Here is a 12,150-nt window from a genome sequence, read left to right on the forward strand (position 1 = left end):
CCGCACGCCCGACCCCTGGGGAGGGCAGGCCGACGAAGTCGGCCGTCGGCGGCCGTCCCGCCGGTCAGGCGCCGTGGCGCAAGCGACGAAGAAGCAAGCCACGGCGCCTGACCGGCGGGACCCAAGGGGCCGCCGACCTCGAGCGCGCCAGCGCTCCTAAGACACCGTGATGGTCCCGCGCATGTCCGGGTGCAGACTGCACAGGTAGCGGTAGGTGCCGGGCTGGGTGAAGGTGTAGGACCATTCGCCCTTGTCGATGATCGGGCTGTTGATGCCCATCGCCTTGTCGCCGATGCCCTGCACGTTGTGCGGGGCCTTGTCGGAGAACTTCCAGGTGACGGTCTCGCCGACCTTGATGGTGGCGTCGGCGGGGGAGTACTTCATCCCGGAGACGTCGACCGTGAGGTTGGTCGGCTTGTGCTCGGTCTGGGTGGTCGTGGTGGTGACCGGACGCGGCTTGCGGGTAGTGGTGGAGGCGGCGTTCCCGGAGTCGCCGGAACAACCGGCGATCAACAGGGTGGCGGCCACGACGAATCCGGCGACAACCCGGGTGGATGCGGCGCGGTGACGAACCATCGACATGGGTCTGGAGCGTAGTCTGCGAACGATCGCGGACCTGTCGTGGGCCGCGCGGGCGGCCGGGAGGCGACGATGACGGATCGGCGTGGCTACTTCACCGCCGACCAGGTCAGGGCGGCCGAGGCGGAGCTGTTCACCCGCGTGCCCGCGGGGATGCCGATGCGCCGGGCCGCGTACGGACTGGCCAACGTGGTGGCCGACGAATTGCGTTCCCGGACCGGCGGTGTCGCGGGCCGGGCGGTGGGGCTGCTGGTCGGGTCGGGCGACAACGGTGGCGACGCGCTGTGGGCGGGGTCGATGCTGGCGCGGCGCGGCGTGGCGGTGCGCGCGGTGCTGCTGAGTCCCGAACGCGCGCATCCGGCGGGGTTGGCGGCGCTGCGGAAGGCCGGCGGGCGGGTGGTCGACCGGCTCGACGCGGTGGATCTGGTGATCGACGGGATCGTGGGGATCTCCGGCCGTGGACCCTTGCGCCCGGCGGCCGCGGAGCTGGTGGCGGCCGTGACGGTTCCGATCGTCGCGGTCGATCTGCCCAGCGGCGTCGACGTGGATACCGGCGCGGTCGACGGGCCCGCGGTCCGGGCCGAGGTGACGGTGGCGTTCGGGGCCTACAAGCCGGTGCACGCGCTGGCCGCGCCGTATTGCGGACGAATCGTGCTGGTGCGGATCGGTTTACAGCTGCCCGAACCCGACCTCGCCCAGCTCGCGGCCGCGGCGATCGGGGCGGACTGGCCCGTCCCCGGCGCGACGGACGACAAGTACAGCCAGGGCGTGGTGGGGGTGTGCGCGGGCAGCGCGAAGTATCCGGGAGCCGGGGTGCTGAGCACCGGCGCGGCGGTGGCGGCGACCTCGGGCCTGGTGCGCTACGTCGGCGACGACACCGAGGTGCTGGAGAAGTTCCCCGAAGTCATTGCCAGCCACACGATCTCGGGCACGGGGCGGGTCCAGGCGTGGGTGTTCGGTCCCGGCGCGGGGACCGACCTCGCGGCCAGGGACCGGCTCGCGCAGGTGCTGGCCACCGAGCTGCCGGTGCTCGTCGACGCCGACGGGCTCACCCTGCTCGCCGCCGAACCCGCCCTGGTGCGGGGCCGCACCGCACCGACGGTGCTGACGCCGCACGCGGGTGAGTTCGCCCGGCTCACCGGTGCCGAACCCGGTCCGGATCGGGTGGAGGCGGTGCGCGCGCTCGCCGACGAGTGGCAGGTGGCCGTGCTGCTGAAGGGCCGCGCGACGATCATCGCGGCGCCGGGGGAGCCGACGCTGGTCAGCGATGCCGGTGGTTCGTGGGCCGCGACGGCGGGCTCGGGTGACGTGCTGTCCGGACTGCTCGGCGCGCTGCTGGCGGCGGGTCGCCCGCCCGCGTGGTCGGCCGCGGCCGCCGCTCGCGTGCACGCCTTGGCCGCCAACCTCGCCGCATACGACGGCGAGCCGGCGGCCGCGCCGATCTCCGCCTCGCCGCTGTTGCGGCACATCCGCCCGGCTATCCGCGTGCTGCGGGAACTCGCGGGCGAATGACCACACGACCCAGGCGAGAATTCCGAGACGACCGCGAACCTGCCCCCTCGCGTGTGGACGGGGAGTGCGCGTGGTCGGCCGCCGCGGGGTGAGGTAGGCAGCCCAGCTGCCACGAATCCGGCGGGTCCTGGCAGGATCGAAGCCGTGAATGCGCAAGTGGAGACTGTCATCGACCTGGATGCCATCGCCCACAACGTGCGTGTGCTGCGCGAGTTCGCGCAGGGCGCCGGGGTGATGGCGGTGGTCAAGGCCGACGGCTACAACCACGGCGCGGTCGAGGTCGGGCGCACGGCGCTGGCGGCGGGAGCCACCGAGCTGGGGGTCACGACCGTCGCCGAGGCGCTGGCCCTGCGCGCCGCCGGGATCACCGCGCCGATCCTGTGCTGGCTCAACACCATCGATGCCGATTTCGGCGCCGCGATCGCGGCCGATGTCGAGATCGGGGTGTCCTCGCTCACGCAGTTGCGGGCCGTCGAGCGGGCCGCGCGCGCGAGCGGCCGGACCGCCACCGTGACACTCAAGGTCGACACCGGCTTGAACCGCAACGGCGTCTCGGTCGCCGAGTATCCGCAGGTCCTGCGGGCACTGCGCGTCCTCGTCGACGAGCAGGTCGTTCGGTTCCGGGCGATCTTCTCCCACCTCGCGCACTCCGACGAACCGGAGCATCCGATGCTCGACCGGCAGCGGGAACGCTTCGTGGAGGCGATCGCGCAGGCCAAGGAGCAGGGGCTGGAACCCGAGCAGGTGCACCTGGCCAACTCCGCGGCCACGCTGACCCGCCCCGACCTGCACTTCGACGTGGTGCGCCCGGGCATCGCGGTGTACGGGCTGTCGCCGATCCCGGAGCTCGGCGACTTCGGGCTGCGGCCCGCGATGACGCTGCAAGCCGAGGTCACCCTGGTGAAACGGGTGCCGGCGGGGGAGGGCGTGTCCTACGGGCACCGCTGGATCGCGCCGCGTGACACGACGGTCGCGCTGGTGCCCGCCGGGTACGCCGACGGTGTATTCCGCTCGCTGAGTGGGCGTTTCGAGGTGTGGCTGGGCGGGTCCCGGCACCGTAATGTCGGGCGGGTGTGCATGGACCAGTTCATGGTCGACCTCGGCGACAACCCGGGCGGCGTGCGGGAGGGTGATCGGGCGGTGCTCTTCGGCGGCGGCGCCGGGCATCCGCACGCGCTCGACTGGGCCAGGCTGCTCGACACCATCGACTACGAGGTGGTCTGCTCGCCGCGCGGCCGGGCCGTGCGCCGCTACGTGGGGACCGGCCGATGACGCGGGGCAGGGTGATCCTGCGCGGCGGCCTGGCGACCGCGAGCCTGCTCGGCGCGCTCGCCGTCGCGCACACGCTGCGCCGGATCGGCGCGCGCGTGCTGTGGCCCGCCGAACGCGACGAGTACCGCGACGAGAACTTCGCCCTGATCGACGACGACGAGCCGGGGTCGGTGATCGCCGACGACGGTGTGTCGCTGGCCACCCGCACCTACGGTGACGAGTCCGCCGAGATGACTGTCGTGTTCGTGCACGGCTTCTGCAACAGCATGGAGTCCTTCCACTTCCAGCGCCGCGATCTCGCGCGCGCCTGGGGTCCGCGGGTCCGGATGGTCTTCTTCGACCAGCGCGGGCACGGCCGCTCCGGCACGCCGAGCACCGAGAGCTGCACCGTCGCCCAGCTCGGCCACGATGTCGCCGCCGTGCTGCGCGAGTGCGCGCCGACCGGGCCGGTGGTGCTGGTGGGCCATTCGCTCGGCGGGATGGCCGTGCTCGCGGCCGCGGCGCAGTTTCCCGAACTCTTCGCGGCGCGGGTGCGCGCGGTCGGCCTGTTCTGCACCGCCGCCGCCGAGGTGACCGCGACCGGGCTGCCGCAGCTGCTGCGGCATCCGGCCATCGACGGATTCCGGATGGCGGTGCGCACCGCGCCCGCCGTCGTCCAGGTGAGCCGGACCGCGAGCAAGCAGCTGGTGACGCCGATCCTGCACGTCAGCTCGTTCCACGGTCCGGTGAGCCCGACGCTGTCGCGATTCACCACGATGATGATCGACCGCACCCCGGTCGCGACCATCGAGAAGTTCCTGAAAGCGATTGAGTTGCACGATGAGTCGGCGGCGCTGCCGGTGCTGGCCGAGATGCCGGTGCTGGTCCTGGGCGGCGCGCACGACATGGTGATCCCGTTCCGCAACTCGCGCGCGCTGGCCGCGGCCCTGCCCGGCAGCGAGCTGGTGCGGGTGCGCGAGGCCGCGCACATGCCGCACCTGCAGTACCCCGAGGTGACGCTGGACGCGCTCGACCGGCTGCTGGCCGCCGCCGGCTTCGGCGACGCGCGGAGTGGGGAGGCCGTCGGTGGCTGAGCCACAGCAGCGTGTCCTCGCCACGGTCGAGGACACCGAGGCGTTCGGCCGGGAGCTGGCCGCGACCCTGCGCGCCGGCGACCTGGTGGTGCTCGACGGTCCGCTCGGCGCCGGAAAAACGGCGCTGACCAGGGGGATCGCGGCGGGTCTCGGCGTGGCTGGCCGGGTCAGCTCGCCGACCTTCATCATCGCGCGGGCGCACAAGGCGGGGCAGCGGCCCGACGGCACGCCCGGCGTCGCGCTGGTGCACGTGGACGCCTACCGCCTCGCGGGCGACCTGGACGAACTCGACGCTCTCGACCTCGACACCGACTTACATCACGCCGTCGTGGTGGTGGAGTGGGGCAAGGGTGTCGTCGAACACCTCACCGAGCGGCATCTGCGGGTGCAACTCGCCCGGGAACCGGAATCCGATGTGCGCACGGCCATCTGGGAGTGGATCGAATAACCCGTGGATCGGCGGGCACCGGTGCGCGCCGGGCGCGGAAACCACCCGGTATTGTTGAGACAATCATGCTCGTACTAGCAGTCGACACCGCGACACCCGCCGTTACAGCGGGATTGGTGCATCTGTCACCTGCCGCCGACGCGGACGCCCGGCCCGCCGTGGCGACGCTCGCTGCCCGCGTGAAGGTCGACGCCCGCGCCCACGCCGAAGTGCTCACCCCGCAGATCCTGGAATGCCTCACCGAGGCCGGGGTGCGCCGCGACGAGCTCGACGCGCTCGTCGTCGGGATCGGGCCGGGCCCGTTCACCGGGCTGCGCGTCGGGATGGCCACCGCCGCCGCCTTCGGTGACGCGCTGGGGCTGCCCGTGTACGGGGTGTGCAGCCTCGATGCCATCGCCGCCGAGGCCGAGGCCACGGGCGAGCAGCGCGACATCGGCGAACTGCTGGTGGTGACCGACGCGCGCAGGCGCGAGGTCTACTGGGCCCGCTACCTGAACGGGACGCGCAGCGCCGGACCTGAGGTATGCAAGCCCGCCGAGGTCCCGCTCGGCGACGCCGCCGCGATCGCGGGCTCGGCCGCCCACGTCGACTACTTCGATCTGCCGGTGCTGCCGAGCGAGACGCCCTCGCCCGCCGGGCTGGTGACCGTCGCCGCGGCCGAGCTGCTGGCCGGTACCGCGCCCGAGCCGCTGGTCCCGCTGTACCTGCGCAGGCCCGACGCCGTGGAGAACAGCTTCCGCACCCTCGACCGGACCGGGGCGTGAGCGCCGTGTCCGACTACCGGATCGCACCGATGACGGTGCACGACATCGACCGCTGCGTCGAGCTCGAGCACCTGCTGTTCCCCGAGGACGACCCCTGGCAGGCGGTGTCGTTCCGGTCCGAGCTGGCCGGCGCGCACAACCGCTACATCACCGCCCGCGACGCGAACGGCGCGATGGTCGGGTACGCGGGCATCGCGCTGCTCGGCGACGCCGCGCATCCCGAAGCCGAGGTGCACACCATCGGCGTCGATCCGGACTGTCATCGCGGCGGCATCGGCACGCTGCTGCTGGAGGCGTTGCTGGCCACCGCCGCCGAACGTGGCGGCCCGGTGTTCCTCGAGGTCCGCACCGACAACGCGCCCGCGATCGCGCTCTACGCCAAGCACGGTTTCCACATCATCGGGCTGCGCAAGAACTACTACCACCCCAGCGGCGCCGACGCGTACACGATGCGCAGGCCCGAACTCACCGTGGCGGCCGACGAATGGGCCGCGCGCGGCAGGCAGGACGAGGTGCTGTCGTGATCGTCATGGGCATCGAAAGCTCGTGCGACGAAACGGGAGTCGGCATCGTCCGGCGCCACCCGGATGGTTCGCTGGAACTGCTCGCCGACGAGGTGGCCTCCAGCGTCGACCAGCACGCGCGCTTCGGCGGCGTGGTCCCCGAGATCGCCTCGCGCGCGCATCTCGAGGCGATCGTGCCCGCCATGCGCCGGGCGCTGGCCGCCGCGGGCATCAGCAAGCCCGACGCGCTCGCCGTCACCATCGGGCCCGGCCTCGCCGGTGCGCTGCTGGTCGGCGTCGCCGCGGCCAAGGCCTACGCGGCCGCCTGGGACGTACCGTTCTACGCGCTCAACCACCTCGGCGGGCACGTCGCGGTGGACACTCTCGAGCACGGTCCGCTGCCGCCCGCGGTGGCGCTGCTCGTCTCCGGCGGGCACACGCACCTGCTGCAGGTCACCGACCTGGGCTCGCCGATCACCGAACTCGGCAGCACGGTCGACGACGCCGCGGGCGAGGCCTTCGACAAGGTCGCCCGCCTGCTCGGCCTCGGCTACCCGGGCGGTCCCTACCTCGACGCGGCGGCCAAGGACGGCGACCCGCGCGCGATCGCGTTCCCGCGCGGCATGACCGGTCCGCGCGATGCCCGCTACGACTTCTCCTTCTCCGGCCTCAAGACCGCGGTAGCCCGCTATGTCGAGGCCGCGCAGCGCCAGGGCATCGGCCCCGACCAGCTGCCGATCCCGGATATCGCCGCGTCCTTCCAGGAGGCGGTGGCCGATGTACTGACGATGAAGGCCGTGCGCGCCGCGACCGATGTCGGCGTGGACACGATCGTGCTCGGCGGCGGTGCCACCGCGAATTCGCGGATTCGTTCGCTGGCCGAGGAACGCTGCGCGGCAGCGGGATTGACCCTGCGGGTGCCCAAGCCTCGGCTGTGCACCGACAACGGGGTGATGATCGCGGCGCTCGGTGCGCACGTGATCGCGGCGGGCGCGCAGCCCGCGGAATTGACGGTCGCCACCGATCCGGGTCTGCCGGTGTCGGTGAGCGCTCTGCGCGGCTAGTCGATCAGCTGCAGTGGCGCGCTCTCCGGTGTACTCGCGGCGGGCGGCACCGGGAGCAGGCCCTGGGCGGGCCGCTGGGACGGTGAGGTGTTCGGCGTCGACGGTCGCTGCTGCTGGCCACCCGAGGACCCACTGTCGATCGGGCCGAGCGGCGACTCCGGGTAGGGGATCTGCGGCAGATTCGGATCCGGGCGCAGCGTGGGCGCCGTCGTCGACGACGGCGGGGCCATCTGGCTCGGGGGCGACGACGGCGGCGTGGTCGACGGCGTGGTCGGGGCCGGGGTCGTCGTGACTTCGGTGGTGGGCGGCGCGTTGGTGACGCCGGTGCGGTCGGTGCTCTCGCGATTCTGGGGTGTCGGTGCCTGCTGCGGCACCACGGGTAACGGCGGTTGCCGCACGGTGCTGCTGGTGCCCGCGGGGGTGACATCGGCGGGGTCGGGCGAGACCGCCTGCACGCCGTAGCCGATCACCAGGCCGACCACGACGACCGCGCCGGCCAGCGTCCCGGCGACCTTGGCGAAGGTGCCGCTCGGGGCGTCGCCCAGCGCGGCCACCTGCAGGGCCGAGGGTGCCGCCGCGTCGGCGACGAGCGCGGCGCCCTTGGCGATCACGGCCTCCGGATCGGGCACGGTGAGGACCGGGACGTCCAGCCTGCCGTGCAGCGTCTCCACGACGGCGGGGATGTTGGCGCAGCCGCCGATCACCGCGACCGCCTCGGGGTACTTCGGCGCGCGGGTGAAGACCGAACCGGTGAACAGCGCGATATTGCGCAGCAGCCCACCGATGAGCTCCTCGAAATCGGAGCGGGTGAGCTTGAGCGGCTGCCCGGCGACGTGGTCGATGGTGACCGCGGGCGCGATCGACAGGTGCTCCTTGGCCGCCCGGCCCCGGTTGGTCAGGGTGCCGCGGTTGGGCCTGGTGCCCCGGCGGGCGTAGTGCAGGTCGACGAGGTGGTGGTAGATCAGCTCGTCGATGGCGTTGCCGCTGAGCGTGGGCGTGCGTTCGGTGTGCAGGATCGTGCCGTCGGCGTAGTCGACGACGGTGACGGTGAGTCCGGTGGCGCCGAGGTCGACCACGGCGACGGTGGCGTAGCGGCCGAGCAGGCCGGTGTCGCGTAAGTAGGTCATCGCCGCGGTGCCCTCGGGCACCAGCCGCAGATCCCGGTGCCGGGTGGTGGCGGCCCGGATGGCCTGGGCCTGCTCCTTGTTCCGGTAGGCGACGGCGACGCTGGTCGGTGGGCGCGATCGGGCCGACTCGGCCCTGCGGTGCGCGCCGGTGGAATAGCGCCCGAGCGGTTCGCCCGCCATGGCGGCGCCCTGGGTGACGGGCAGCTGGGTGGTCATCAGCTCGATCGAGGACGACACGAGATCGCCGAGATCGGAATGGGCCGCGTCGGCGGAGACGACGCGGTAATCGAAGCTCTGCTCACCGGCCGGACCGGTGGCGACCAGCGCTGAGCACACCACCTCGTTACCTGCGGAGATGCCGAGGGATGTTCGCATGTTCACCTCCCTTCGAGCGGATGGTTCTGTGATGCCGACCATCTCGAATGGAACGCTATACATATCCTTTCACAGCCTGTTATGCGAACGTTACAGATTGTGGCAAGCGATGTGAAGATCACTGGCCAGTGTGGGCGTGTCGAAAATGCGACATTGGCAGAACCCGGCCTTGAGCGCTGGCACTCTCACGTATAGAGTGCTAGTCGGCACTGTGTAGCTGTGCTTGTGCCAGTCGACTACTGGGCTTCGGGTCCCGGCACCCGCGACGACGGGGCTGACGCGCAGGGTCGCATGCAGACCGAAACCCGGTCCGGGACAACAGTTCCGGACGACCGAATTCCCCTGAAAGTGGAGGGCTCAACGTGGCGAGCGTGAACATCAAGCCGCTCGAGGACAAGATCCTCGTCCAGGCCAACGAGGCCGAGACGACGACGGCCTCCGGCCTGGTCATCCCGGACACGGCCAAGGAGAAGCCGCAGGAGGGCACCGTCATCGCCGTCGGCGAGGGCCGGATCACCGACAAGGGTGACCGCATCCCCGTCGACGTCAAGGAAGGCGACGTCGTCATCTACAGCAAGTACGGCGGCACCGAGATCAAGTACCAGGGTGGCGAGTACCTCATCCTGTCGGCGCGCGACATCCTGGCCGTCGTCACCAAGTAGGCCAACGCCGCATTCGCGTTCCGCCCCGGCGTCGTCCAGCGACCCGGGGCGGATTGCGTTCTCACTCGCGGCATGAGCGACGGACCCGGAGGCGGCAGCTCGCGTCACCACGTAGGGGCCCGGGAGTGCCGCCATTCAACACAGGAGCTGAATCCTTTATGGCAAAGCAGATCGAGTTCGACGAGAAGGCTCGCCGGGCTCTGGAACGCGGTGTCGACAAGCTCGCCGACGCCGTCAAGGTGACCCTCGGTCCCCGTGGCCGCCACGTCGTGCTGGCCAAGGCCTTCGGTGGCCCGACCGTCACCAACGACGGTGTCACCATCGCGCGGGACATCGACCTCGAGGACCCCTTCGAGAACCTCGGCGCGCAGCTCGTCAAGAGCGTCGCCACCAAGACCAACGACGTCGCCGGTGACGGCACCACGACCGCGACCGTGCTGGCCCAGGCCTTCGTGCGCGCCGGCCTGAAGAACGTCGCCGCGGGTGCCAACCCGATCTCCCTCGGCCAGGGCATCGCGCTGGCCGCCGACAAGGTGTCGGAGGTGCTGCTGGCCGCGGCCACCCCGGTCTCCGGCGAGCAGGCCATCGCCCAGGTCGCCACCGTCTCCTCGCGCGACGAGGAGATCGGCGCGATGGTCGGCAAGGCGCTGACCACCGTCGGCAAGGACGGCGTGGTGACGGTCGAGGAGTCCTCGACCACCCAGACCGAGCTCGTGATCACCGAGGGTGTGGCGTTCGACAAGGGCTACCTCTCGCCCTACTTCGTGACCGACCCCGAGACCCAGCAGGCCGTGCTGGAGGACACCTACGTCCTGCTGCACCGCGACAAGATCAGCTCGCTGCCCGACCTGCTGCCGCTGCTCGAGAAGATCGCCGAGTCCGGCAAGTCGGTGCTGATCATCGCCGAGGACATCGAGGGCGAGGCGCTGTCCACCCTGGTGGTCAACTCGATCCGCAAGACCCTCAAGGCCGTCGCGGTCAAGGCGCCGTTCTTCGGTGACCGCCGCAAGGCGTTCCTCGACGACCTGGCCGTCGTCACCGGTGGCACCGTGATCAACCCCGATCTGGGCGTCACCCTGCGCGAGGCCACCATCGAGCAGCTCGGTCAGGCGCGTCGCATCGTCGTCACCAAGGACGAGACCGTCCTGATCGACGGCGCGGGCACCGAGGCCGACATCGCGGCCCGCAGCGCGCAGCTGCGTCGCGAGATCGAGGCCACCGATTCCGACTGGGATCGCGAGAAGCTCGAGGAGCGTCTGGCGAAGCTGGCCGGCGGCGTCGCGGTGATCCGCGTCGGCGCGGCCACCGAGACCGCGCTCAAGGAGCGCAAGTACCGCGTCGACGACGCGGTCGCGGCGGCCAAGGCCGCGGTCGAGGAGGGCATCGTCGCCGGTGGCGGTACCGCACTCGTGCAGGCCGCGACCGCGCTGATCGAGCTGCGCGACTCGCTGACCGGTGACCAGCGCGTCGGCGTCGAGGTCGTCCGCAAGGGCCTCGAGGCGCCGCTGTTCTGGATCGCCACCAACGCCGGTGTCGACGGCGCGGTCGTCGTCAGCAAGGTCGCCGAGGGCAAGGAGGGCTTCAACGCCGCCACCCTGACCTACGGTGACCTGCTCACCGACGGTGTCGTCGACCCGGTCAAGGTGACCCGCTCCGCCGTGGTGAACGCCGCCTCGGTCGCGCGGATGATCCTGACCACCGAGAGCGCCATCGTGGAGAAGCCGGCCGAGGAGGCCGACGACCACGGGCATCACGGCCACGCGCACTGACCCGCGGCACGACGAAGGCCCCTGGACCGCACTGCGGTTCGGGGGCCTTTCGTTTTCGCGCTAGCTGGCTACCGGGGGCTCTTCGGCGTCGAGCGCGGCCAGCAGGCGCGCACGCAGGGAGGGGGGAGGTGGTGTCGGGGTACTCGCACCGAGTTCGGCGAGGACCGTGCGGGTAGCGCGGATCTCGTGCAGGAACTCGGTACAGAGGACGGGGTCTTCGGTATCGATGATGGTCTGGATCGCGTGATGGTCTTCGTCGTCGATCAATCCGAGCGCGACGGTGTGCGCGAGATCGATCTGGGCTTCGTTCATCTCACGTCACCCCCAAACTTTTCTTCAGTCGTGTCAGTCCGTCCCGAATACGGGACTTGACGGTCGGTAGTCCGATGCCGAGGTGCTGAGCTACCTCCGCATAGGTGCGCCCGCCGTAGTAGGCGAGCGAGATCGCCTCGCGCTGCGTCTCGGTCAAAGTCGAGAGCCCGCGCTGGACGGCCTGTTGTTCGAGTCTGCGTTCCACCTCCTCCGTGACCTCGTCGAATTCGTTGCCGAGAACCCGTATCCCGTACGCGACCTCGCGCTGGGTGTGGGCTTGCTCGGCACGAACCCGGTCGACCGCCCGTCGGTGCGCCAACGTCATCAGCCAGGTCACCGCCGACCCCTTGGCGGGGTCGAAACTCGTTGCGGTGCGCCAGATCTGGAGATAGACCTCTTGCGTGGTCTCCTCCGCGTATCCCGGGTCGTGGAGGACCCGCAGGATCAGGCCGAAGACGCGCGCAGACGTCCGGTCGTACAGTTCGGCAAAGGCTTGCTGGTCGGACAGGCCGCATCGTTCCAACAGTGCAGCTAGCTCGACTCCTTCGGCCGCGCGTGCGGTAACCGCAGAATCCACGCTCGGTGGGAAGGCTTCGCTTCGGAACCCATTCTGTGTCATCGGTCACGAATGTAGCCCGCGGCTATGACCTCCCTCCGCCCGGGGGTGCCTTGTTCGGGTGCCAGCTGTTT

Annotated in this window: 13 protein-coding genes; 9 read left to right on the forward strand and 4 right to left on the reverse strand. The window is 71.0% G+C overall.

The genetic code is table 11. The features are described from left to right. Positions 1 to 156 precede the first annotated feature (156 nt). A complete protein-coding gene (locus ACIO52_RS24375; protein WP_218717747.1) occupies positions 157 to 582 on the reverse strand; it encodes a cupredoxin family copper-binding protein in 426 nt (141 codons plus the stop codon). 69 nt (positions 583 to 651) lie between these two features. Here ACIO52_RS24375 and ACIO52_RS24380 point away from each other — a divergent pair, with 69 nt between their 5' ends. The 7 genes from ACIO52_RS24380 (at position 652) to tsaD (ending at position 7,215) form a co-directional block, all read left to right on the forward strand. Continuing rightward, positions 652 to 2,091, forward strand: coding sequence for an NAD(P)H-hydrate dehydratase (locus ACIO52_RS24380; RefSeq protein ID WP_402647044.1), 1,440 nt, complete (start codon positions 652 to 654; stop codon positions 2,089 to 2,091). A 135-nt stretch (positions 2,092 to 2,226) separates the two neighbouring features. Beyond that, positions 2,227 to 3,363, forward strand: a complete 1,137-nt coding sequence (gene alr, locus ACIO52_RS24385) for an alanine racemase (protein WP_316573711.1) — start codon at positions 2,227 to 2,229, stop codon at positions 3,361 to 3,363. After that, positions 3,360 to 4,436 carry an alpha/beta fold hydrolase gene (locus tag ACIO52_RS24390; protein WP_402647046.1) on the forward strand — a complete coding sequence of 359 codons (1,077 nt, stop codon included), beginning with the start codon at positions 3,360 to 3,362 and terminating at the stop codon, positions 4,434 to 4,436. The genes alr and ACIO52_RS24390 overlap by 4 nt, the downstream gene beginning before the upstream one ends. After that, entirely contained in the window at positions 4,429 to 4,884 is a 456-nt protein-coding gene (gene tsaE / locus ACIO52_RS24395) for a tRNA (adenosine(37)-N6)-threonylcarbamoyltransferase complex ATPase subunit type 1 TsaE (protein ID WP_218717750.1), read from the forward strand. Before ACIO52_RS24390 ends, tsaE begins: the two co-directional genes overlap by 8 nt. Positions 4,885 to 4,949: 65 nt before the next feature. Further along, the gene (gene tsaB / locus ACIO52_RS24400) at positions 4,950 to 5,648 is read left to right on the forward strand and encodes a tRNA (adenosine(37)-N6)-threonylcarbamoyltransferase complex dimerization subunit type 1 TsaB (protein WP_218717751.1); all 699 of its coding nucleotides are present in this window, start codon (positions 4,950 to 4,952) and stop codon (positions 5,646 to 5,648) included. A 29-nt stretch (positions 5,649 to 5,677) separates the two neighbouring features. Further along, positions 5,678 to 6,172, forward strand: coding sequence for a ribosomal protein S18-alanine N-acetyltransferase (gene rimI / locus ACIO52_RS24405; protein WP_218717760.1), 495 nt, complete (start codon positions 5,678 to 5,680; stop codon positions 6,170 to 6,172). Next, positions 6,169 to 7,215 carry a tRNA (adenosine(37)-N6)-threonylcarbamoyltransferase complex transferase subunit TsaD gene (tsaD, locus tag ACIO52_RS24410; protein WP_218717752.1) on the forward strand — a complete coding sequence of 349 codons (1,047 nt, stop codon included), beginning with the start codon at positions 6,169 to 6,171 and terminating at the stop codon, positions 7,213 to 7,215. The genes rimI and tsaD overlap by 4 nt, the downstream gene beginning before the upstream one ends. Here the strand turns inward: tsaD and ACIO52_RS24415 are convergent. Continuing rightward, the gene (locus ACIO52_RS24415; protein ID WP_218717753.1) at positions 7,212 to 8,717 is read right to left on the reverse strand and encodes an Hsp70 family protein; all 1,506 of its coding nucleotides are present in this window, start codon (positions 8,715 to 8,717) and stop codon (positions 7,212 to 7,214) included. The two genes, tsaD and ACIO52_RS24415, sit on opposite strands and share 4 nt — an antisense overlap. A 362-nt stretch (positions 8,718 to 9,079) precedes the next feature. Between ACIO52_RS24415 and groES the strand changes: the two genes are divergently transcribed. Together groES and groL are read left to right on the forward strand one after the other, a co-directional pair. Beyond that, positions 9,080 to 9,379, forward strand: coding sequence for a co-chaperone GroES (groES, locus tag ACIO52_RS24420; RefSeq protein ID WP_110037083.1), 300 nt, complete (start codon positions 9,080 to 9,082; stop codon positions 9,377 to 9,379). A gap of 158 nt (positions 9,380 to 9,537) precedes the next feature. Beyond that, entirely contained in the window at positions 9,538 to 11,148 is a 1,611-nt protein-coding gene (groL, locus tag ACIO52_RS24425; RefSeq protein ID WP_218717754.1) for a chaperonin GroEL, read from the forward strand. A gap of 60 nt (positions 11,149 to 11,208) precedes the next feature. On the opposite strand, the gene ACIO52_RS24430 is transcribed toward groL, so the two are convergent. Continuing rightward, positions 11,209 to 11,460, reverse strand: coding sequence for a hypothetical protein (locus ACIO52_RS24430; protein ID WP_402647053.1), 252 nt, complete (start codon positions 11,458 to 11,460; stop codon positions 11,209 to 11,211). A 1-nt stretch (position 11,461) separates the two neighbouring features. Next, complete coding sequence (locus ACIO52_RS24435; protein ID WP_255587510.1) at positions 11,462 to 12,079, reverse strand: sigma-70 family RNA polymerase sigma factor; 618 nt, start codon at positions 12,077 to 12,079, stop codon at positions 11,462 to 11,464. Between the last annotated feature and the right edge of the window lie 71 nt (positions 12,080 to 12,150).

This window comes from Nocardia sp. NPDC087230 (genome assembly GCF_044744725.1).
In the GTDB taxonomy this organism is placed as follows: Bacteria; Actinomycetota; Actinomycetes; order Mycobacteriales; family Mycobacteriaceae; genus Nocardia; species Nocardia canadensis.